We start from the raw sequence: 20,099 nt of genomic DNA on the forward strand, positions 1-20,099 counted from the left end.
CCGCCATGTCCAAGAAGGTCACCGCCATGCGATCCAAGACCCGCACCGCCCTTGCCGCCGCCCTGGCGGCGCCGGCCCTGCTGGCCGCCCTGCCCGCCGCCGCGCAGGATGCCGCGGCCGCCGGCGCGCCGGCGGCGCAGACCGTCTTCATCTTCAACACGCTGCTGTTCCTGATCGGCGGATTTCTGGTCATGTGGATGGCCGCCGGCTTCGCCATGCTCGAGGCCGGCCTGGTGCGCTCCAAGAACGTGACCATGCAGCTGACCAAGAACCTGGCGCTGTTCGCCATCGCCGCGGTCGCCTATCACCTGATCGGCTACCGGCTGATGTATCCGGGCGACGGGTGGACCATCGCCGGCGTGCTGGGCGCCTTCGGCCCGGCGACGCTCGAGCCGGTCGGCGTCGCGCCCGAGCAGGCCGACGCGCTGGACTACGCCGCGACGGCGTCGGACTTCTTCTTCCAGCTGATGTTCTGCGCCACCACCGCCTCGATCGTGTCGGGCACGCTGGCCGAGCGCATCAAGCTGTGGCCGTTCCTGGTCTTCACCGCCATCCTGACGGCGCTCATCTACCCGATCCAGGCGTCGTGGAAATGGGGCGGCGGGTTCCTGGACGCGCAGCTGGGCTTTCTGGACTTCGCCGGCTCGACGGTCGTGCATTCGGTGGGCGGCTGGGCCGCGCTGGCCGGCGCGCTGATCCTGGGCCCGCGCATGGGCAAGTACAAGGACGGGCGCGTGCACCCCATGCCCGGCTCGAACCTGCCGCTGGCGGCGCTGGGCACGTTCATCCTGTGGCTGGGCTGGTTCGGGTTCAACGGCGGCTCGCAGCTGGCGCTGGGCTCGGTGGGCGACGCGGCGGACGTCTCGCGCATCTTCGCCAACACCAACGCCGCGGCCGCGGGCGGCGCGCTGGCCGCCATCGCGCTGACGCAGGCCATCTACCGCAAGGTCGATCTGACCATGGCGCTCAACGGCGCGCTGGCGGGGCTGGTCTCGATCACCGCCGAGCCGCTGACCCCGACGCTGGGCCAGGCCACGCTGATCGGCGCGGCGGGCGGCGCGATCGTGGTCTTCGCGGTGCCGCTGCTCGACCGGCTGCGCATCGACGACGTGGTGGGCGCCATTCCGGTCCACCTGATGTGCGGCGTCTGGGGCACGATCGCCGTCGTGCTGACCAACCCCGACGCGACGCTGTTCGGGCAGCTGGCCTCGATCGCCATCGTCGGCGCGGCGACCTTCGCCGTCTCGGGCGCGCTGTGGCTGCTGCTTGACCGCACGATGGGCCTGCGCGTGAGCGCGGAGGAAGAGCTGGCCGGCCTCGACAAGGTCGAGCTGGGGCTCGAGGCCTATCCCGAGTTCGGCAAGGGCTCGCAGATCGGCTGAGGCCGCTGACGCCGCGAGGGGCCCGTTCCGGCGCGCGCGCGCCGGGGCGGGCCGCCGCGCGGCGCTTGACCCCGGCGCGGGCGGCGATAAGGATGGCCGACAGACAACGAACAGGGAGCTTCCCCAATGAAGAACACCATCGCCGCGGCCCTGGCCGCGTTCGGCCTTCTGACCGGCGCCGCCGGCGCCGCGGATCTGCGCATCTGCGTCGAGGGCGCCTACCCGCCCTTCTCCGAAACCACCCCCTCGGGCGAGCTCAAGGGCTTCGACATCGACATCGCCAAGGCCCTGTGCGACGAGATGGGCAAGACCTGCGAACTGGTCAAGACCGAGTGGGACGGCATCATCCCCGCCCTGCTCGAGCGCAAGTGCGACGCCATCATCGCCTCGATGTCGATCACGCCCGAGCGCCAGAAGGTCATCGACTTCTCGGACAAGTATTACAACACCCCCGCCCGCTTCGTGGCGCGCAAGGGCGCGAACATCGAGTTCACCCCCGAGGGCCTGAAGGGCAAGGTGGTGGGCGTGCAGCGCGGCACCATCCACCAGGATTTCATGGAAGGCGAGTTCCCCGGCGTCGAGCTCAAGCTCTACGGCACGCAGGACGAGGCCTATCTTGACCTGGCCGCCGGGCGCGTCGACGCGCTCATGGCCGACAGCGTGGCCATCGACGACGGCTTCCTCAAGACCGAGGCGGGCAAGGACTTCGAATTCGTCGGCCCGGCCTACTCGGTGCCCAAGTATCACGGCGAGGGCGCCGGCATCGGCGTGCGCAAGGGCGACCCGATGAAGGACGAGTGGTCCAAGGCCATCAAGCGCCTGCGCGAGTCGGGCAAGTATGACGAGATCATGCACAAGTATTTCGACTACGACATCTACGGCGGCTGACGCCGCGCTCGAAGGCGCCGGGCCGCGGCCCGGCGCCTTCCCTTCAGCGAGAAGCCCGACATGGACGCGCTCATCGCCTACGCGCCGCTGCTTGGACGCGGCGCGCTCGTCACCATCGCGCTTGCGCTGGCCTCGATGGCCCTGGCCACGACGCTGGGCGCGCTGGGCGCCGCGGCCAAGCTGGCCGGCGGCGCCGTCGCGCGCGCGCTGGCGGCCGCCTACACGACGCTGATCCGCGGCGTGCCCGACCTGGTTCTGATCCTGCTGGTCTATTTCGGCGGCCAGCGGCTGGCGAACGACATCGGCGGCGCGCTGGGCTGGGACTATGTCGAGATCTCGAAATTCTGGGCCGGCGTCCTGTCGATCGGGGTCATCTATGGCGGCTATCTGACAGAGACCTTCCGCGGCGCCTACCTGACCGTCCCGCGCGGCCAGGCCGAGGCCGCCAAGGCGCTGGGCATGCGGCCGCTGGCCACGCTCTGGACGGTGACCGGGCCGCAGATGGCGCGCTTCGCCCTGCCCGGCTACGGCAATGTCTGGCAGGTGCTGGTGAAATCCACGGCGGTGGTGTCGGTGATCGGGCTGGACGATCTGGTCGGCCTTGCGGACAAGGCGGCGAAATCGACGCGCGAGCCCTTCACCTTCTTCCTGGCGGTGATCCTGGTCTATCTGGCCATCACCTCGGTCTCGAACGCGCTGCTGGCGCGCGCCGAGGCGCGGCTGAACCTTGGGCAGGGGCGCTGAGATGGACATCTGGCTGCCGCTCAAGCACTGGGACCTGTTCGCCACCGGGGTGTGGACGACGCTGGTCCTGACGTTTCTGTCCGTCGGCGCGGGCTTCTTCATCGCCCTGCCCTGCGCGCTGGCGATCTGGCGCAAGTCGCCGGGCTGGCGGCTGGCGGCGGGCTACGCCTATGTCTTTCGGGGCACGCCGCTGCTGGTGCAGACCTATCTGATCTATTACGGCCTGGCGCAGTTCGACTTCGTGCGCGAAAGCTGGGCCTGGAGCATTCTGCGCGAGGCGTGGTGGTGCGCGCTGATCGCCTTCTCGCTCAATTCGGGCGCCTATGCGACCGAGATCCTGCGCGGCGCCTTCCAGACGACACCGCGCGGCGAGCTCGAGGCCGCCGCGGCGCTGGGCTTCACGCCGCGCCAGATCACCTGGCTGATCCTGCTGCCCTCGGCGCTGCGCCGCGCCGCGCCGCAATACATGAACGAGATCGTGTTCATGCTGCACGGATCGGTGGTCGCCTCGGTCATCACCATCCAGGACATCCTGGGCGCGGGGCGCACGCTCAACGCCAAGTATTACGTGGCCTATGAGGGCTTCGTGACCGCGGCGCTGCTCTACATGGCCATCACCTTCGCGCTGGTCGGGCTGTTCCGCCTGATCGAGCGGCGCTACATGCGCCACCTTCTGCCCGCGCGCGAGGAAGCGGCGGCGCAGGGGGCGCATCTGGGCGCGCCGACCATCGTCGGCTGATGCCGCGCGGGGCCGCGGCGGGGGCCGATGCCGCGCGGGGCCGCGGCGGGGATGCTCGCCGCGGTCAGCCGCCGTGGACGGCGAAGCTTTCAAGCCCCGCCTCGCGCGGGGGGATGACGCGGAAGCTTTCCTTGACGCCGGCCGGGACCAGCTCGCGCGAGACGGTCAGGATGGCGTTGTCGGGCTGGTCCTCGCACATGGCGCGCATGTGCTCGAGCTCTTCGCGCGCGGGGCCGCGCGCGGCCTCGAGGTCGGGCGCGCCGTAGCGCTCGACGAAATGCGCGCTCAGCCGCTCGATCAGCGCGTCATACTCGGCCGGCGAGATCGCCGTCACCGCGACCAGCGTCGCGCGGCCGAAGGACTCGAGCCCCAGCCAGCCATTGGCGAAGGCCTGGCGGCGCTTGCCCGCAAGGTCGGCCTCGGTCCAGTTCGAGAACTCGAACGCCCCCGAGATCGCCCATTCGAACGGCTCGGCCGGGCGCTCGAACACCAGCGCGTCGCTGTCGTCAAGGCGCAGGGTGCGCGCCAGCTTGAGGGTCGGATCGGGGCTCATCGCTCGGGCTCCATCATGTCGGTCAGGGGTATGATCCGCGTCGCCGCGCCTTCGCGCAAGATCATGCCACCATCCTCGTCAAGCCCCAGGAACAGCCCCCGCGCCGGGCTCTCGACCGCGCCGCCGATGGCCTCGCAGCGCCCGCGCCAGGCGGCGTGAAGAGGGGGCATGCCGTCATCGACGAAGCGGTTCAGCCAGACCAGGAAGTGCCGCGACCAGCTTTCGAGCAGCTGCGGCGCGGTCAGCTCGGCGCAGCCCTCCTCGGCCAGCGCCGTGACGGCGGGATCCTCGCCCGGCTCGCGCCCGCGCAGCCGCAGCGGCGCGCGCAGCGCCAGCGCCAGCCAGTCGGGCGCCCGGTCGGGATCGGCCCCGCCCGCCGCCGCGCGCACCCGCCCGCAGGCGGCGCCGTTGACGCGCAGCCCGAAGGGCCAGTCGAAATGCACCGCCACCTCGGGCGGGGCCAGCGCGCCCAGCGCGTCGGCGAAGCCCAGCATGACGGCGAAGGCCGCCCCCGCCGCCTGGCGCAGCGGCATCTCGGGCGCCAGCAGCACCGCCGCATCCAGCGCGTCCGGGTCCTCGGACCAGACCACAAGCCCCGGATCCGCGCCCAGCATGCCCGCCGCCATGGCCTTGCCCAGCGGGTCGATGCCGGCGCGCACCGCCTCGCCGCGCAAGAGCGGCGGGAAGAGCGGCGCGCTCATGCGCCCTCCGGCGCGCCGGCCGGATCGCGCAACGCATCGGCCAGCGCAGCGGCGACATTGGCGAAGGCGCGCGCCTGCGGGCTTTCGGGGGCCTGGACGACGATCGGCGCGCCGCCGTCGGCGGCCGTGCGGATCGCCAGGTCGAGCGGGATCTCGCCCAGGAAGGGCGCGCCCAGCTTCTCGGCCTCGGCGCGCGCGCCGCCATGGCCGAAGGGGTGGTGCACCTTGCCGCAGCCGTCGCACACGAAGGCGGCCATGTTCTCGATCACGCCAAGGATGGGGACCTGCATGCGGCGGAACATGTCGATGCCCTTGCGCGCGTCGATCAGCGCGATGTCCTGGGGGGTCGAGACGATCACCGCGCCGGCCACGCGCACCTTCTGGCACAGGGTCATCTGCACGTCGCCCGTGCCCGGCGGCAGGTCCACCAGCAGAACGTCGAGCCGCCCCCAGGCCACCTGCCCCAGCATCTGCTGCAACGCGCCCATCAGCATGGGGCCGCGCCAGATCACGGCCTGGTCCTCGGGGGTCATCAGGCCGATGGACATCATCGTCACGCCATGATTGCGCAGCGGCAGGATCGTCTTGCCGTCCGGGCTCGAGGGCCGGCCCGACACGCCCAGCATGCGCGGCTGGCTGGGGCCGTAGACGTCGGCGTCCAGCAGCCCCACGCGCAACCCGCGCGCCGCCAGCGCGACGGCGAGGTTGGCCGCGACGGTGGACTTGCCGACGCCGCCCTTGCCCGAGGCCACCGCCACCACCGCGCCGACGCCGGGCATGGGCGCGGGGCCGGGCGCCTGCGCCGGGGCGCGCGCATCGGGACGCGCGCCGCGCAGGTCGGGCGGCGGGGCCGAGGCGGACGCGGCGGCCGGTCGAGACGCGGCGGGATCGGGCGCGGCGGGACGGGGCGCGGCGGGACGGGGCGCGGCCGCGGAGGGCGCGGGGCGGGCGGCGCCGGGTTCGGCATGCGCGGTCAGCACGGCCAGCGCGCCCGCCATTCCCGGAACGGCGCGCACGGCCTCTTCGGCGGCGCGGCGCAGCGGCTCGAGCGCGGCGGCGCGGGCGGGATCGGCCTCGATGGCGAAGCGGGCGACGGCGTCGCGCACGCTCAGCCCCTGCACGCGCCCGGCGGATACGAGGTCGGTTCCGTCGGCCGGGTCGGCCACGCGCGACAGCGCCTGCAGCGCCGCCTCGCGCAAGGCCGCATCGTCGGGGCGGGATTCGGGTCGGTCGGCGGACATGCTCATGCCTCGTCCAGACGAATCTCGCCCTCGACGACGTGCTCAAGGCCCAGCTCCTCGACGCGCAGCGTCATGCGCGCGCGCAGCGCCGGCGGCAGCTGGCCGCGCGCGCGGGCCTCGCGCACGGCCTGCTCGATGCGCTGCTGCGAGGTGACGCCGACGGTCTTGAGAAACTTGCGCAGGGACGTGTCGAAGCTGTCTTCGGTCATGGAGCCTCCTTGCTCGGGGGTCGGGGATGGCGGGCGCTCAGTCCTCGTCATCGGCGGACAGATAGTCGTCGGTGGTGCGCGGGCGGCGCGGCGCGCCCAGCGCAAAGGGGTTGTCCCTGGCGTGGAACTGCGCGCGCACGCGGCAATCGTCGCACATGCGGATCATCCGCCCGGCCTCGGGGTTGGCGTAGAGCCAGTGCTTGCCTTCGAGCCGGGCCGCGATCCGCTCGATGGTCGAGCGCACGCCGAAGGGCTTGCCGCACTCGACGCATTCGAAGGGTTCCTCCTCGTGCAGCACCCTTGCCGACAGGGCCTGCGGGCGCGGGTCGAAGCGCGGAACCAGCGTGATGGCCGATTCGGGACAGGTCGCGGCGCAGATGCCGCATTGCAGGCACGCGGCCTCCTGAAAGCGCAGCTGCGGGCGGTCGGGATTGTCGCCCAGCGCGCCGACCGGGCACAGCGACACGCATGCGAGGCACAGCGTGCAGGCGTCGGCGTTCACCTCGACCGCGCCATAGGGCGCGCCCGCGGGCAGGGCGAAAGGCTCGGGCGGCGGATCGCCCGCAAGGGCGGCGACGGCAAGGCGCGCGACCTCGCGCCGGCCGCCCAGCGCCATGATCGGCGCCGCGCCATGCGGCGGCGGCGCGGGGGCGCGCAGCGCGGCCTCGAGCGCGTCGGGGTCGGCCGGTTCGATCAGCCCCGCGCGCTCCTCGTCGCTTCGCGCGCCGCGCAGCAGGGCGCGGGTCAGCGCCAGCTGCGGCGCAAGCGCCGCGCGCTCGGTCCGCGGGCCGGCCAGGATCAGCGCCTGCGCGAAGCCCGAGCCCAGCGCCGCCATCAGCTCGGCATGTCCCACGCCTTCGACCTCGGGAACCTCGACCGGGATCACGTCGGCCGGCAGGCCGCGGCCGAAGCGGGCCGACAGGGCGATCATCTCGGCGCCCCAGGCGTCGTGAAACAGGACCCGCGGCGCGCCGCCCCCCGGCCCCGCCGCGGCGCGCCAGGCCGAGGCCAGCGTGCGCAGCCGCGCGAAAAGATGGGCGACGGGGGGCGCGTCGTAGCTGGCCGCCCCCGAGGGACAGACCGCCGCGCATGCGCCGCAGCCCGCGCAGACCATCGGATCGATCGAGACCGCGTCGCCGGCGGGCTGGATGGCGCCGGTCGGGCAGACCTCGAGACAGCGCGAGCAGCCCGGCTTGCGCGCGCGCGAGTAGGCGCAGAGCATCGGGTCGAAGCGGATGTGCAGGGTCTTCTCGAACTCGCCGCGCAGCTGCCCCGCCTCCAGGGCCGCGCGCGCCGCGGCGCCCGGCTCGGCCGGATCGACGCGCACATAGCCGTCGCGCTTGTCGGGCGCGGGAAAGGCCGGCGCACCACCGCGCAGGTCCACGATCACGTCGCAGCCCGAGCGGGCGCCGTCGCGCGGCTGGCCGAAACGCGGCGCGCCGCGCCCGGCGGGATCGAGCGGCGCGAACCCGTCGATCGTCACCTCGAACCCGCCCAGCGCGCCGCGCGCCGCGCGCAGCCGCCCCAGCGCCAGCTCGAACCCCTCGGGCGGGGCGGCTAGATCGGGCGCGGCCTCGGCGATCACGGTCACCGACAGGCTCGGCGCCAGAAGCCGCGCGGCCTCGAGCGCGGGTTCGGGGCGGGCGCCGGCCAGCACCAGGCACACGCCGTCCGAGCGCACGTCCATCGCCGGCATGGGCGGCGCGTCCAGGGCGGCCTCGGCCAGCAAGGCGGCCTGCTTGGGCGTGGGATCGCCCGCATCGGTCCAGCCGGCGCGATCGCGGATGTCGACGCAGGTCAGCCGCTCCTCCGCGCCCAGCTCGGCCGCCAGATCGTGGAACAGGCCCGCCATCTGGCCGCAGGCGATCAGCGTCGCGCCGCTCCCGAGCGCCTCGCGCGCCGCGTCCAGCTCGGCCGTGCACAGGCGCGAGCATGCCCGCGTGCGCTCGCGCGGCACGCCGGCCGCGTCGGCCAGCGCGTCGGGGTTCAGCCTCATGCTGCCCGCGCAGTCGCACACAAGCAAGGCGTCGAACTGGGGCATGCGGTCCTCTCCCTTTCGCTGCGGCGCCCCATGGACAGGCGCGCCGAACCGGCTATCCTCGACCCGCAGCCTAGCCGCGCAGCCCGCCGCGGCAAGGGCGCAAACGCCCCGCGCCCGCCGGAGGATGGAAAATTGACCACGCCCGCCGCCACCATTCCCGTCGGCGTCGTCCTGCGCCGCACCCCCGGCGCCACCCGCTGGGCGCGCTGGAACTGGCGCGTCGCGGCGCTCCTGCCCGGCGCCGGCCCGGCCGATTGGCGCGAGCTGCGGCGCGAGGGCGAGGCGGTCGAATACCATGCGGCCACGGTGGACATGGAGCTGCACCGCGCCGACGCCGAGGCCTACATGGTCTCGCTGAACATGGCCCAGCCGACGGCTTTCGTGATCCTGCGCCCCGAAGAGGACCCCGACGCCCCGCATGAGTGGCGCGTGCATGCGGTCACCGCCTCGGCCTACGAGGCGCAGGACCACCAGGACGGCGGCGACGAGCTGGTCGAGCCGGCGCCCATGCCCCCGGCGCTGGCCGAGTTCGTGCGCGCCTTCTGCGCCGCGCATCACCGCGAGACGCCCTTCGTCAAGCGCCGCCGCGACAAGGCGCGCCCGGCCGGCGCCGCGCAGGGCGTGGGCGATCCGCGCATCCGCCAGCCCGCCGACGTCTACCGCGCGCCCGCGCAGGTCAAGCCCCGCCTGACCCCAGGAGACGAAAGCGAATGACCCCGCCCGACAGCGACCGCCCCGACGGGTTCCTGGCCCGCTGGTCGGCGCGCAAACGCCGCGCCGCCGCCCCGCGCGAGGCCAAGCCGCCCGCGCCCCCCGCCGAACGCGCCGAGGGCCCCGCACACCCCGCGCCGCCCGAGGCCGCGCCAACGCCTCAGGCCCGCTCGCCCGGCGCCCGGCCCGCCCCCGAAGGCGGCGAGGCCGGCGCGCCCGGGCGCGAGGAAAGCGACGAAGAGGCCCTGGCCCGCCTGAACCTGCCCGCCCCGGAAACGCTGGGCCCCGAGGGCGATTTCTCGGCCTTCCTGCGCGCCGACGCGCCCGAATCGCTGCGCAGGCGCGCGCTGCGCGCGCTGTGGCGGGCCAAGCCGGGCCTGGGCGCCCCGGACGGACTGCTCGACTACGCCGAGGATTTCACCGACCGGGCCGTGGGCGCCGGCGCGGTCTCCACGATCTACCAGGTCGGCAAGGGGCTTGCCGCGGCGTGGGAGAGCGACTCGCCCGAGGCGCCGCGGCAAGACCCGCGCCCGGCCGCCGAGGCGGGCGCGGCCGCCCCCGGGTCGGAGCCCGAGACCGCGCCCGCTTCAGGCGACGCCGCCGGGCGCGCCGTCTCGCCCCGCCATGCACATGACGACGCGCCCGACGACGCGCGCGATGACGCGCGCGATGACGCGCGCGATGACGCGCCCTCTCGGGCCGCGCGGCAGCCGGCGGATGCGACCCTCGCGCCCCGGCCCGCGCCGGACTCGGGCCCGGCGGCGGGCCTGGCCCGATCCGACGCCGCAAGAACCGCCCCCGCCCATGGCGCCTCGGCCGACGACGCTGCAGCCGACGCCGCCGCCGCCGGCGGCGCCCCCGCGCGCTTCGACGCCGCCCGCGACGCGACGCCGGCCCGGCCGCGCCCGCGCATGCGCTTCGTCTTCGACGACGAGCCGGGCGGCGCCGACCCCCGCGGCTGACCCGCCCCGCCGCCCGAGTCCGCCACGCAAGTCCGCCACGCAAGTCCGCCACGCAAGTCCGCCGCGCAAGTCCGCCGCGCAAGTCCGCCGCGCGAGTCCGCCGCGCGAGGCGGGGCGCCGCCTGATGAAAACGTCCCTCATCCGACCATCGAACGGATCGACATTGCGGCGCGCCTGGCGCTTACTGGATGCTGCCTGAAACCGACGCCTGGGGAGGACATGTCGACATCCGGCCAAACCGCGCAGACGCCGCACGCCCCCGCGCCCGAGGATTTGCTGCGCGCGGACCTCTACGGCTTTCTCGCCGCGCTGCTGGCGCGTCCCCCCTCGCGCGATCTTCTGGACCGCGCCGCCGGGCTCGAGGGCGACGACACCCCCGTGGGCCGCGCCGTGACGGCGCTGGCCCGTCTTGCGCGCGCGGCGACCGAAACCTCGGCCCGGCGCGAGTTCGACGCCCTGTTCATCGGCGTCGGCCGGGGCGAGCTGCTGCCCTATGGCTCGTATTACACGACGGGGTTCCTGAACGAAAAGCCGCTGGCGCGGCTGCGCGCGGACATGACCCGTCTGGGCATCGCCCGCGCCGAGGGCGTGTTCGAGCCCGAGGACAACATCGCCTCGCTGTGCGAGATGATGGCGGGCCTGATCCGCGGCGCCTATGGCGCGCCGGCCGATCTGCGCACGCAGCGCGACTTCTTCAACGCGCATCTGGCCCCCTGGGCCGAACACTTCTTCACCGATCTCGAGGGCGCCGAGTCGTCGGCGCTCTATGCGCCGGTGGGCCTTCTGGGCCGCACCTTCATGCAGATCGAGCGCGAGGCCTTCCGCCTCGAGGGCTGAGCGCGCGAAACCGGACCGCTCGCCGCGGTTCATGATGGGAGGAAAGGATGAGCAAGAAAGACGCCGCCGCGACCAGGCGCGACTTCCTGAAGCTGGCGGGGGCGGCCGCGCCGGCCGCCGCCGCGGCCGTGGTCGCCCCCGCCGCAGCAAAGGCCGCCGCGCCCGCCAAGGCGCCGGCCGGGCTGCGCCGGACCGAACACGTCGAGAAATACCTGCGCTCGGCGCGTTTCTGAGCGCGCCCGCGCTCATCCGTCCGGCCCGCTGACGCGGCGAAGGGTTGCGAAAGGCCCCGACGCCCGCGGGCCGGGCGCTCCGGCGACGCGGGGCGCGCGCCGGCAAGCCAAGCCTTCCGCAGGAAGGTCAAGCCAAGGGAGAGAACCATGCTCAGGAAAAAGAGCGACGGGGTTGCGCAAGGCCCCCGCGCCGCATCGGTCCTGTCGCGCATCGCATCGAAATCCATCGACCGCCGCAGCTTCCTGCGCGGCTCGGGTCTGGCGGTCGGCGGCCTGGCGGCGCTGGGCGCCACGGGCGCCGGCGTGACGCGCGCGCGCGCGCAGTCCGCGGCCGACAACGTCGAGATCATCAAGTCCGTCTGCACCCACTGCTCGGTCGGCTGCACGGTGGTCGCCGAGGTGCAGAGCGGCGTCTGGGTCGGGCAGGAGCCCGGCTGGGACAGCCCCTTCAACATGGGCGCCCATTGCGCCAAGGGCGCCTCGGTGCGCGAGCACGCCCATGGCGAGCGCCGGCTGAAATATCCCACCAAGCTGGTGGACGGCGAGTGGGTCCGCATCAGCTGGGACGAGGCCATCAACGAGATCGGCGACAAGATGCTGGAGATCCGCGAGAAGAGCGGCCCCGACAGCGTCTACTGGCTGGGTTCGGCCAAGCACTCGAACGAGCAGGCCTACCTGTTCCGCAAGTTCGCCGCCTACTGGGGCACGAACAACGTCGATCACCAGGCGCGGATCTGCCACTCCACCACGGTCGCGGGCGTCGCGAACACGTGGGGGTATGGCGCGATGACCAACTCCTACAACGACATCCACAACTCGAAGGCCATCTTCGTCATCGGCGGCAACCCGGCCGAGGCGCACCCGGTCTCGCTGCTGCACATCCTGCGCGCGAAGGAGCGCAACAACGCGCCGCTGATCGTGTGCGATCCGCGCTTCACCCGCACCGCCGCGCATGCCGACGAATACGTCCGCTTCCGCCCGGGCTCGGACGTGGCGCTGGTCTGGGGCATCCTCTGGCACATCTTCGAGAACGGCTGGGAGGACAAGGAGTTCATCCGCACCCGCGTGTGGGGCATGGACCAGATCCGCGCCGAGGTGGCCAAGTGGAACCCGGCCGAGACCGAGCGCGTCACCGGCGTGCCCGGCGCGCAGCTCGAGCGCGTGGCGCGCACGCTGGTCAACAACCGGCCCGGCACCGTCATCTGGTGCATGGGCGGCACGCAGCACACCAACGGCAACAACAACACCCGCGCCTACTGCATCCTGCAGCTGGCGCTGGGCAACATGGGCACGGCCGGCGGCGGCACGAACATCTTCCGCGGCCATGACAACGTGCAGGGCGCGACGGACCTTGGCGTGCTCAGCCACACCCTGCCGGGCTATTACGGCCTGTCGGCCGGCGCCTGGGCGCACTGGGCGCGCGTGTGGGGCGAGGATCTGGACTGGCTCAAGTCGCGCTTCGCCACGCTCAAGGGCAAGGACGGCAAGGACAAGCCGCTGATGAACGAGACCGGCATCCCGGTTTCGCGCTGGATCGACGGCGTGCTCGAGGCCAAGGAGAATATCGACCAGCCCGACAACGTCCGCGCCATGGTCCTGTGGGGCCACGCCCCCAACTCGCAGACCCGCCTTCCCGAGATGAAGAAGGCGATGGAGAAGCTGGACCTGATGGTGGTGGTCGATCCCTACCCCACCGTCTCGGCCGTGCTGCACGACCGCAAGGACGGCGTCTACCTGCTGCCCGCCTGCACCCAGTTCGAGACCTACGGCTCGGTCACCGCGTCGAACCGCTCGATCCAGTGGCGCGAGAAGGTCGTCGATCCGCTGTTCGAAAGCCGGCCCGACCACACCATCATGGCGATGTTCGCGCGCAAGTTCGGCTTCGCCGACCGGCTGTTCCGCAACATCGAGGTGCAGGAGACCGACCGCGGCCCCGAGCCCAAGGTCGAGGACATCACCCGCGAGTTCAACCGCGGCATGTGGACCATCGGCTACACCGGCCAGTCGCCCGAGCGCCTGCGCTCGCACATGCAGAACCAGCACACCTTCGACCGGACCACGCTTCAGGCGGTGGGCGGGCCCAATGACGGCGAGTATTACGGCCTGCCCTGGCCGTGCTGGGGCACGCCCGAGATGGGCCATCCGGGCACGCCGATCCTGTATGACATGTCCAAGCCCGTCAGCAAGGGCGGCCTGACCTTCCGCGCCCGCTTCGGGGTCGAGCGCGACGGCCAGAGCCTGCTGGCCGAGGGCGTCTACTCGGCCGGGTCCGAGATCCGCGACGGCTATCCCGAGTTCACCATGGCCATGCTCAAGGAGCTGGGCTGGGACAAGGACCTGACGGATCAGGAGCGCGCGGTCATCGAAGGCATCGCCGGCGACAAGACCAACTGGAAGACCGACCTGTCGGGCGGCATCCAGCGCGTGGCGATCAAGCACGAGTGCGCGCCCTTCGGCAACGCCAAGGCCCGCGCCGTGGTCTGGACCTTCCCCGACCCGGTGCCGCTGCATCGCGAGCCGCTCTACACCAACCGGCGCGACCTCGTGGCCGACTATCCGACCTACGAGGACCGCAAGTTCTACCGTCTGCCGACGCTCTACGCGTCGATCCAGAAGAAGGACTTCTCGAAGGACTACCCGATCATCCTCACCTCGGGGCGCCTGGTGGAATACGAGGGCGGCGGCGACGAGACCCGCTCGAACCCCTGGCTGGCCGAGCTGCAGCAGGACATGTTCGTCGAGGTCAACACCCGCGACGCCAACGACCTGGGCATCCGCGACGGTCAGATGGTGTGGGTCGAGGGCCCCGAGGGCGGCAAGGTCAAGGTCAAGGCCATGGTCACCGAGCGCGTGGGCGCCGGCGTCGCCTTCATGCCGTTCCACTTCGGCGGCTGGTTCCAGGGCGAGGACCGCAGATCGAAATACCCCAAGGGCGCCGACCCCTATGTGCTCGGCGAATCCACCAACACGGCGCAGACCTACGGCTACGACTCGGTCACCCAGATGCAGGAGACCAAGGCGACGCTGTGCAAGATCTGGGCGGCATAAGGGAGGACGTCAGACATGGCACTCGGAGGAAAGGCGCGGGCCAAGTTCCTGTGCGACGCCGAGCGGTGCATCGAATGCAACGCCTGCGTGACCGCCTGCAAGAACGAGCATGAGGTGCCCTGGGGCATCAACCGCCGGCGCGTGGTCACCATCAACGACGGCAAGCCGGGCGAGCGCTCGATCTCGGTCGCCTGCATGCACTGCTCGGATGCGCCGTGCATGGCGGTCTGCCCCGTCGACTGCTTCTACCAGACCGAGGACGGGGTGGTGCTGCACTCGAAGGATCTGTGCATCGGCTGCGGCTATTGCTTCTACGCGTGCCCCTTCGGCGCGCCGCAATATCCGCAGGCGGGCAACTTCGGCTCGCGCGGCAAGATGGACAAGTGCACCTTCTGCAACGGCGGCCCCGAAGAGGACAACTCGCAGGCCGAGTTCCAGAAATACGGGCGCAACCGCATCGCCGAGGGCAAGCTGCCCATCTGCGCCGAGATGTGCTCGACCAAGGCCCTGCTCGCCGGCGACGGCGACGAGGTGTCCGCCATCTACCGCGAGCGCGTCGTCGCCCGCGGCTTCGGCTCGGGCGCCTGGGGCTGGGGAACGGCCTACGGACTCAAGGGCGGCTGAGCGCCGCCGCGGCCGATCCGCGGGGGCGGCGCGCCCGCCCCCGCGGCGTGGAATTCTGCACCGGCCCCAGCGGCCAGGACCCGGAGACCTGCGCATGATCTCTTGCAGCCAGATCCGCCGCGCCGTCGCGCGGCTGACGCTTGCGCTTGGCGCGGCGCTGCTCTTGGCCGCCGCGCCGGCGCCGAACGGGGCGGCGCGCGCCGAGGCCGTCGTGGCGCCGGCGCCGCCCGCGCCCACGTCCCAGACGCTCGAGGACATCCTGCGCCGACAGGCCGGCGACCGCGCGGCGGTCGAGCGGCGGCGCGCCGCCAACCCGCCCCTCGATCTGCCGCCGCCCATGGGCATGCGCGCGCCGCTCGGCACGCTGGGCGGGGCGTCGGATGCGGATGTATGGCGCGCCCTGCGCTTCGGCACGGCCGAGGTCACGGTCTCGACCCGGCGCCCGGTCGATCGGGTGCTGGTGCAGGACGGCGGCATGCGCTGGCTGGCGGCGCGCAACGGGCCGCTGCGCGAATACGGGCTGTGGGCGATGGGCGGCATGCTGGCGCTGCTGGCGGTCTTCTACCTGCTGCGCGGCCCGATCCGCATCGAGGGCGGCCGCTCGGGCGTCAAGGTGCGCCGCTTCGCCGGCGTCGAGCGTTTCGCCCACTGGCTGCTGGCCAGCAGCTTCATCGTGCTGGCGCTGACCGGACTGATGGTCACCTACGGCCGCCCGGCGCTCATCCCGCTGATGGGCAAGGAGGCCTTCGCCGCCCTGGCGGCCGCGGGCAAATGGGCCCACAACAACGTCGCCTGGGCCTTCATGGCGGGCCTGGTCATGGTGTTCGTCATGTGGGTCGGGCAGAACCTGCCCAACCGGCACGATCTGAAATGGCTGGCCATGGGCGGCGGGTTCTTCGGGGGCGGCCATCCGCCCTCGCGCAAGTTCAACGCCGGGCAGAAGCTGATCTTCTGGTCGGTGGTGGTGCTGGGCGCCTCGCTGGCGGTCTCGGGCCTGTCGCTGCTGTTCCCCTTCGAGCTGCCGCTTTTCGCCGCCACCTTCGCGCACATCAACGACCTGGCCGCGCTGGCGGGGTTCGACGCCGGCCTGCCCACGCAGCTGGCCCCGCATGAGGAAATGCAGCTGGCCAGCATCTGGCACGCCATCGTGGCGCTGGGGCTGACGACCATCATCCTGGCGCACATCTACATCGGCACGATCGGCATGGAGGGCGGGTTCGAGGCCATGGGCTCGGGCGAGGTGGACCGCAACTGGGCGGCCGAGCATCACAATCTGTGGCTGGCCGAGCTCGAGGCGCAGGGCAAGGCGCCCGCGCCTTCGGCCCCGGCCGGGCAAGGCTGACCGACGCGATCGCAAGGAGCATGACCATGCGCGCCTTTCTCGCCGCCCTGGCGGCCATGATCGTCATCGCCATCGCCGCGGACCGCGCCCTGCACGCCATGGGCTGGAGCGCGGCCGAACGCACCGCAAGCCAGGCCGTGCGGCTCTGAGCCCTCAGGTGAACTTGCGGAAGGTGCGGCTGCGGTCGAACAGCGCCTCGAGCCGGCGCATGCGCTCGCGCGTGTCGTCCCAGTCGCGCGCCTCGACCGCGGCCAGAAGCGCCTCGACCAGCACCATGGGCGCCACGTTCGAATCCCACGCCGAGGGGGCCTCGATGCGGGCGTGGAAGCTGTGCGCGGCCAGCTTGGCGATGGGCGAGCCCCACTGATCGGTGATGAGCACGATCTGCGCCCCGGCCTCGGACGCCGCCTCGGCGAAGCGCAGCAGGTCGCGCTCGTAGCGGCGCATGTCGAACATCATCAGCACGTCGCCCGCGCGGATCTCGAGCGCGTGGTGCGGCCAGGTCGCGCCATGGCCGGGCGCCAGCGTCACGCGCGCGCGGATCACCTGCAGATGGGTGTAAAGGTAGTCGGCCAGCGCGTGCGAGATGCGCCCCCCGGTGACGAACACCGCGCGCCTGCGGTCCGCGAGCAGCGCCGCGGCGGCGTCGAAATCGGCCGGGTCGATGCTGCTGATCGTCTGGCGCATGTTGCTCAGCGCCACATCCGCGAAACGGTTCAGCGCATGGGCCGCGGGCGCGTCCTCGGCCCAGCGGTCGTGGCGGGCGATGGGGTTCGAGATGGTGGCCTGCAGCTCGTCGCGCAGCGCCGCCTGAAGATCGGAAAAGCCGCCATAGCCCAGCTTGCGCGCCAGCCGCACCACCGTGGGCGAGGACACATGCGCCGCCTCGGCCAGCGCGGTGATGCTGCCCAGACCCAGCATCGGATAGTCGCGCAGCATGGCGTCGGCCAGCTGGCGCTCGGCGCGGGTCAGATCCTCGAAACGGGCGCGCAGCCTTTCGGCCACGGTCCTGTCGTCGGCCGCCATGGGCGCCTCCGCTTGTTCGGGGCGCGGCCCCTTGCGCCCCCTTGGTGTAAAGTATGCGCCAGAATGAAGCGGCGCGAAACATTTCTTACAAAAATTGGTTGACTGGCGCGGCGGTTCTGGAATGCTCGAACCCGAGGAGACAGACGATGCACGCCGCCGCGCCCCAGTCCAAGCCCGTCTACGCGCCCCTTGTCCGCAACGCGGACGGCCTCGGACCCGTCGTCCTGGCGTGCGAGCATGCCTCGCCGCGGATACCGCCCGAGTTCGGCGACATGGGCCTTGCGCCCGAGGCGCGGCTCAGCCACGCCGCGTGGGACCCCGGCGCGCTGGCCGTGGCCGAGGAGATGTCGCGCATCCTGGATGCGCCGCTGGTGGCGGGCCGGGTGTCGCGCCTGATCTACGATTGCAACCGCCCGCCCGAGGCGCCCGGCGCCATGCCCGCGCAGGTCGAGCGATTCCGCATTCCCGGCAACGAGAACCTGACCCCCGAGGCGCGCGCCGACCGCACGCGCCGCATCTACGAGCCGTTCCGCGACGCGCTGGGCGCGATGCTTGACGCGCGCGCGCCCGCCGCGCTGGTCACGGTGCACAGCTTCACGCCCGTCTGGATGGGCCGGCCGCGCGACGTGCGTCTGGGCGTGCTGCATGACGAGGATGCGCGCCTGGCCGACGCCCTTCTGGCCGCGCTGGACGCGGCCGGCGCCCCGGCGGCGCGCAACCGGCCCTACGGCCCGCAGGACGGCGTGACCCACACCTTGCGCGCCCACGCCCTGCCCCGCGGTCTGGCGAATGTGATGATCGAGATCCGCAACGACCTGATCGCCGACGCCCAATCCCAGCGCGCCATGGCCGAGCTCCTCTCGGGCGCGCTGCGCGACGCGCTTGCGCGCCTGGCGCCAAGCGCAACCGATGACGACCGATGACGACCGATGACCGAAGCAGGAGCCGCGCCATGCCCGACATGATCCGCCGCTACGTCCGCGCCGTCGATGCGGTCAACGCCGCGATCGGCCGCTTCGCGATGCTGCTGATCTTTGCGCTGATGGGCATCCTGCTGTGGTCCTCGATCTCGAAGGCCTTCTTCATGCCGGCGAACTGGACGCTGGAAATGGCGCAGTTCACCATGGTCGCCTACTACATCCTGGGCGGCCCGTGGTCGCTGCAGGCGGGCGAGCATGTGCGCATGGACCTGCTCTACGGCGCGCTGTCGGACCGTGCGAAGGCGTGGATGGACAGCTTCACCGTGCTGTTCCTGATCGCCTATCTGGCGCTGCTGTTCTATGGCGGCCTGTCCTCGACCGCCTATGCGCTGAAATATGGCGAGCGCAGCTACTCGTCCTGGGCGCCCTACATGGCGCCGATCAAGATCGTGGCCTGCATCGGCATCTTCCTGATGCTGCTCCAGGCCTTCGCGTTGCTGTTCAAGGACGTCGCCAAGCTGCGCGGCGAGGAGCTCTGACATGTCCTACGAGCTGATCGCCACGACCATGTTCGCCTCGATGATGGTCATGCTGCTGACCGGGCAGCGCGTGTTCGCGGCCATCGGAGCGGTGGGCGCGCTGTCGGCGCTGTTCCTTTACGGCGACGGCGGGGCCGAGTTCGCCTTCTCGGCGGCGATGAAGCTGATGAAGTGGTATCCGCTGCTGACGCTGCCGCTTTTCATCTACATGGGCTACGTCCTGTCCGAAAGCCGCATCGCCGACGACCTTTACGAGGCCTTCCACGTCTGGTTCGGCGGCCTGTCGGGCGGGCTGGCGATCGGGACCATCGTGCTGATGGTGGCCATCTCGGCCATGAACGGGCTGTCGGTGGCGGGCATGGCCATCGGCGCGACCATCGCCCTGCCCGAGCTTTTGCGCCGCGGCTATGACAAGCGCATGGTCACGGGGGTGATTCAGGCGGGATCGAGCCTTGGCATCCTGGTGCCGCCCTCGGTGGTTCTGGTGCTTTACGGCATGATCGCCCGCCAGCCGGTGGGGCAGCTGTGGCTGGCGGGGGTGTTCCCCGGCCTGATGATGGCGGGGCTGTTCATCCTTTACATCGTCGTGCGCTGCAGGCTGAACCCGGCGCTGGGGCCGGCCCTGCCGCCCGAAGAGCGCGCCATGCCGCTGGCCGACAAGCTGCGCCTGCTGCGCGCGGGCATCACGCCTCTGGCGATCTTCTTCTCGATGACCGGGCTGTTCCTGATGGGCTACACCAGCCTGGTCGAAAGCTCGGCCGTGGGCGCGCTGGCGGCGACGCTGGCGGCGCTGGCCAAGGGCCGGCTCAACCGGCAGGTCATGGGCGTGATCCTGCAAAAGAGCCTTGGCGTGACCTGCATGTTCATGTGGATCATCCTGGCGGCGCTGTGCTTCGGCGCGGTGTTCGACGGGCTGGGCGCGGTGCGGGCCATAGAGGGCTTCTTCCTGCAGGATCTGGGCCTTGGCCCGTGGGAAGTGCTGATCCTGATGCAGCTGAGCTTCCTGCTCATGGGCACGTTCCTGGACGACACGGCCATGCTGGTCATCGTCGCGCCGCTCTATGTGCCGCTGGTCAAGGCGCTGGGCTTCGACCTGGTGTGGTATGGCGTGCTCTACACCATCACCTGCCAGATCGCCTACATGACCCCGCCCTTCGGCTACAACCTGTTCCTGATGCGCGCCATGGCGCCGCCCGAGGTGCGGCTGCGGGACATCTACGCCTCGATCATTCCCTTCGTGGGGGTGATGATCCTGGCGCTGGCGCTGGTGATGATGTTCCCGCAGATCGCCCTCTGGCTGCCCGAGCAGCATTACGGGCGCTGAGGCCGAAGGATGGGGCGAGCGACAACCACAAGACC

Annotated in this window: 21 protein-coding genes; 15 read left to right on the plus strand and 6 right to left on the minus strand. The window is 71.9% G+C overall.

Annotation, left to right across the window (positions count from 1 at the left end):
* Positions 1 to 26: 26 nt before the first annotated feature.
* The 4 genes from BMW67_RS02385 (at position 27) to BMW67_RS02400 (ending at position 3,753) form a co-directional block, all read left to right on the plus strand.
* Positions 27 to 1,382 carry an ammonium transporter gene (locus BMW67_RS02385; protein WP_072748195.1) on the plus strand — a complete coding sequence of 452 codons (1,356 nt, stop codon included), beginning with the start codon at positions 27 to 29 and terminating at the stop codon, positions 1,380 to 1,382.
* Between the two features lie 126 nt (positions 1,383 to 1,508).
* Positions 1,509 to 2,270 (plus strand): ABC transporter substrate-binding protein, encoded by a 762-nt coding sequence (locus tag BMW67_RS02390; protein WP_072748132.1) that lies wholly within the window; start codon positions 1,509 to 1,511, stop codon positions 2,268 to 2,270.
* Positions 2,271 to 2,330: 60 nt separating this feature from the next.
* The gene (locus BMW67_RS02395) at positions 2,331 to 3,014 is read left to right on the plus strand and encodes an ABC transporter permease (protein ID WP_072748133.1); all 684 of its coding nucleotides are present in this window, start codon (positions 2,331 to 2,333) and stop codon (positions 3,012 to 3,014) included.
* A 1-nt stretch (position 3,015) separates the two neighbouring features.
* Complete coding sequence (locus BMW67_RS02400; protein ID WP_072748134.1) at positions 3,016 to 3,753, plus strand: ABC transporter permease; 738 nt, start codon at positions 3,016 to 3,018, stop codon at positions 3,751 to 3,753.
* 64 nt (positions 3,754 to 3,817) lie between these two features.
* Here BMW67_RS02400 and BMW67_RS02405 read toward each other — a convergent pair whose 3' ends face one another.
* From BMW67_RS02405 to BMW67_RS02425, 5 genes are read right to left on the minus strand one after another with little or no spacing between them, the layout of a single operon-like run.
* Positions 3,818 to 4,306, minus strand: a complete 489-nt coding sequence (locus tag BMW67_RS02405) for a DUF6505 family protein (RefSeq protein WP_072748135.1) — start codon at positions 4,304 to 4,306, stop codon at positions 3,818 to 3,820.
* The gene (locus tag BMW67_RS02410) at positions 4,303 to 5,007 is read right to left on the minus strand and encodes a biotin/lipoate--protein ligase family protein (RefSeq protein WP_072748136.1); all 705 of its coding nucleotides are present in this window, start codon (positions 5,005 to 5,007) and stop codon (positions 4,303 to 4,305) included. The genes BMW67_RS02405 and BMW67_RS02410 overlap by 4 nt, the downstream gene beginning before the upstream one ends.
* Positions 5,004 to 6,248, minus strand: a complete 1,245-nt coding sequence (locus tag BMW67_RS02415; protein WP_072748137.1) for an Mrp/NBP35 family ATP-binding protein — start codon at positions 6,246 to 6,248, stop codon at positions 5,004 to 5,006. The genes BMW67_RS02410 and BMW67_RS02415 overlap by 4 nt, the downstream gene beginning before the upstream one ends.
* A gap of 2 nt (positions 6,249 to 6,250) precedes the next feature.
* Complete coding sequence (locus BMW67_RS02420; RefSeq protein WP_072748138.1) at positions 6,251 to 6,457, minus strand: DUF6494 family protein; 207 nt, start codon at positions 6,455 to 6,457, stop codon at positions 6,251 to 6,253.
* A gap of 37 nt (positions 6,458 to 6,494) precedes the next feature.
* Positions 6,495 to 8,498 (minus strand): 4Fe-4S dicluster domain-containing protein, encoded by a 2,004-nt coding sequence (locus tag BMW67_RS02425; RefSeq protein ID WP_072748139.1) that lies wholly within the window; start codon positions 8,496 to 8,498, stop codon positions 6,495 to 6,497.
* 132 nt (positions 8,499 to 8,630) lie between these two features.
* Between BMW67_RS02425 and BMW67_RS02430 the strand changes: the two genes are divergently transcribed.
* The 8 genes from BMW67_RS02430 (at position 8,631) to BMW67_RS16130 (ending at position 16,404) form a co-directional block, all read left to right on the plus strand.
* Positions 8,631 to 9,212 (plus strand): DUF3305 domain-containing protein, encoded by a 582-nt coding sequence (locus BMW67_RS02430; RefSeq protein WP_245728431.1) that lies wholly within the window; start codon positions 8,631 to 8,633, stop codon positions 9,210 to 9,212.
* The gene (locus tag BMW67_RS02435; protein WP_072748140.1) at positions 9,209 to 10,171 is read left to right on the plus strand and encodes a DUF3306 domain-containing protein; all 963 of its coding nucleotides are present in this window, start codon (positions 9,209 to 9,211) and stop codon (positions 10,169 to 10,171) included. The genes BMW67_RS02430 and BMW67_RS02435 overlap by 4 nt, the downstream gene beginning before the upstream one ends.
* A gap of 219 nt (positions 10,172 to 10,390) precedes the next feature.
* Positions 10,391 to 11,008, plus strand: a complete 618-nt coding sequence (locus BMW67_RS02440) for a TorD/DmsD family molecular chaperone (RefSeq protein ID WP_072748141.1) — start codon at positions 10,391 to 10,393, stop codon at positions 11,006 to 11,008.
* Between the two features lie 47 nt (positions 11,009 to 11,055).
* Complete coding sequence (locus BMW67_RS02445) at positions 11,056 to 11,241, plus strand: hypothetical protein (RefSeq protein WP_072748142.1); 186 nt, start codon at positions 11,056 to 11,058, stop codon at positions 11,239 to 11,241.
* A gap of 147 nt (positions 11,242 to 11,388) precedes the next feature.
* The gene (locus BMW67_RS02450) at positions 11,389 to 14,289 is read left to right on the plus strand and encodes a molybdopterin-dependent oxidoreductase (protein ID WP_072748143.1); all 2,901 of its coding nucleotides are present in this window, start codon (positions 11,389 to 11,391) and stop codon (positions 14,287 to 14,289) included.
* A gap of 15 nt (positions 14,290 to 14,304) precedes the next feature.
* Complete coding sequence (fdh3B, locus tag BMW67_RS02455; protein ID WP_072748144.1) at positions 14,305 to 14,913, plus strand: formate dehydrogenase FDH3 subunit beta; 609 nt, start codon at positions 14,305 to 14,307, stop codon at positions 14,911 to 14,913.
* Between the two features lie 94 nt (positions 14,914 to 15,007).
* On the plus strand, positions 15,008 to 16,255 hold the full coding sequence (locus tag BMW67_RS02460) for a formate dehydrogenase subunit gamma (RefSeq protein WP_072748145.1): 1,248 nt from the start codon (positions 15,008 to 15,010) through the stop codon (positions 16,253 to 16,255).
* A gap of 26 nt (positions 16,256 to 16,281) precedes the next feature.
* Positions 16,282 to 16,404: a hypothetical protein gene (locus tag BMW67_RS16130; RefSeq protein WP_256598400.1), complete on the plus strand. Its 123-nt coding sequence runs from the start codon at positions 16,282 to 16,284 to the stop codon at positions 16,402 to 16,404.
* Between the two features lie 4 nt (positions 16,405 to 16,408).
* Here the strand turns inward: BMW67_RS16130 and BMW67_RS02465 are convergent, their stop codons facing one another.
* Positions 16,409 to 17,281: a MurR/RpiR family transcriptional regulator gene (locus tag BMW67_RS02465; RefSeq protein ID WP_072748146.1), complete on the minus strand. Its 873-nt coding sequence runs from the start codon at positions 17,279 to 17,281 to the stop codon at positions 16,409 to 16,411.
* A gap of 146 nt (positions 17,282 to 17,427) precedes the next feature.
* Here BMW67_RS02465 and BMW67_RS02470 point away from each other — a divergent pair, with 146 nt between their 5' ends.
* Genes BMW67_RS02470 through BMW67_RS02480 form a run of 3 tightly spaced genes read left to right on the plus strand, consistent with a single transcriptional unit; the run spans position 17,428 to position 20,064 of the window.
* Positions 17,428 to 18,204: an N-formylglutamate amidohydrolase gene (locus BMW67_RS02470; protein ID WP_072748147.1), complete on the plus strand. Its 777-nt coding sequence runs from the start codon at positions 17,428 to 17,430 to the stop codon at positions 18,202 to 18,204.
* A 29-nt stretch (positions 18,205 to 18,233) separates the two neighbouring features.
* On the plus strand, positions 18,234 to 18,740 hold the full coding sequence (locus BMW67_RS02475; protein ID WP_083581539.1) for a TRAP transporter small permease subunit: 507 nt from the start codon (positions 18,234 to 18,236) through the stop codon (positions 18,738 to 18,740).
* 1 nt (position 18,741) lies between these two features.
* Positions 18,742 to 20,064: a TRAP transporter large permease gene (locus BMW67_RS02480; protein ID WP_072748149.1), complete on the plus strand. Its 1,323-nt coding sequence runs from the start codon at positions 18,742 to 18,744 to the stop codon at positions 20,062 to 20,064.
* Positions 20,065 to 20,099: the final 35 nt, after the last annotated feature.

Source organism: Oceanicella actignis, assembly GCF_900111545.1.
Lineage (GTDB): Bacteria > Pseudomonadota > Alphaproteobacteria > Rhodobacterales > Rhodobacteraceae > Oceanicella > Oceanicella actignis.

Coding starts and splice junctions, on each gene's coding strand:
- BMW67_RS02385 (WP_072748195.1), top strand. CDS start 27: ATGCGATCCAAGACCCGCACCGCCCTTGCCGCCGCCCTGGCGGCGCCG.
- BMW67_RS02390 (WP_072748132.1), top strand. CDS start 1,509: ATGAAGAACACCATCGCCGCGGCCCTGGCCGCGTTCGGCCTTCTGACC.
- BMW67_RS02395 (WP_072748133.1), top strand. CDS start 2,331: ATGGACGCGCTCATCGCCTACGCGCCGCTGCTTGGACGCGGCGCGCTC.
- BMW67_RS02400 (WP_072748134.1), top strand. CDS start 3,016: ATGGACATCTGGCTGCCGCTCAAGCACTGGGACCTGTTCGCCACCGGG.
- BMW67_RS02405 (WP_072748135.1), bottom strand. CDS start 4,306: ATGAGCCCCGATCCGACCCTCAAGCTGGCGCGCACCCTGCGCCTTGAC.
- BMW67_RS02410 (WP_072748136.1), bottom strand. CDS start 5,007: ATGAGCGCGCCGCTCTTCCCGCCGCTCTTGCGCGGCGAGGCGGTGCGC.
- BMW67_RS02415 (WP_072748137.1), bottom strand. CDS start 6,248: ATGTCCGCCGACCGACCCGAATCCCGCCCCGACGATGCGGCCTTGCGC.
- BMW67_RS02420 (WP_072748138.1), bottom strand. CDS start 6,457: ATGACCGAAGACAGCTTCGACACGTCCCTGCGCAAGTTTCTCAAGACC.
- BMW67_RS02425 (WP_072748139.1), bottom strand. CDS start 8,498: ATGCCCCAGTTCGACGCCTTGCTTGTGTGCGACTGCGCGGGCAGCATG.
- BMW67_RS02435 (WP_072748140.1), top strand. CDS start 9,209: ATGACCCCGCCCGACAGCGACCGCCCCGACGGGTTCCTGGCCCGCTGG.
- BMW67_RS02440 (WP_072748141.1), top strand. CDS start 10,391: ATGTCGACATCCGGCCAAACCGCGCAGACGCCGCACGCCCCCGCGCCC.
- BMW67_RS02445 (WP_072748142.1), top strand. CDS start 11,056: ATGAGCAAGAAAGACGCCGCCGCGACCAGGCGCGACTTCCTGAAGCTG.
- BMW67_RS02450 (WP_072748143.1), top strand. CDS start 11,389: ATGCTCAGGAAAAAGAGCGACGGGGTTGCGCAAGGCCCCCGCGCCGCA.
- fdh3B (WP_072748144.1), top strand. CDS start 14,305: ATGGCACTCGGAGGAAAGGCGCGGGCCAAGTTCCTGTGCGACGCCGAG.
- BMW67_RS02460 (WP_072748145.1), top strand. CDS start 15,008: ATGATCTCTTGCAGCCAGATCCGCCGCGCCGTCGCGCGGCTGACGCTT.
- BMW67_RS16130 (WP_256598400.1), top strand. CDS start 16,282: ATGCGCGCCTTTCTCGCCGCCCTGGCGGCCATGATCGTCATCGCCATC.
- BMW67_RS02465 (WP_072748146.1), bottom strand. CDS start 17,281: ATGGCGGCCGACGACAGGACCGTGGCCGAAAGGCTGCGCGCCCGTTTC.
- BMW67_RS02470 (WP_072748147.1), top strand. CDS start 17,428: ATGCACGCCGCCGCGCCCCAGTCCAAGCCCGTCTACGCGCCCCTTGTC.
- BMW67_RS02475 (WP_083581539.1), top strand. CDS start 18,234: ATGCCCGACATGATCCGCCGCTACGTCCGCGCCGTCGATGCGGTCAAC.
- BMW67_RS02480 (WP_072748149.1), top strand. CDS start 18,742: ATGTCCTACGAGCTGATCGCCACGACCATGTTCGCCTCGATGATGGTC.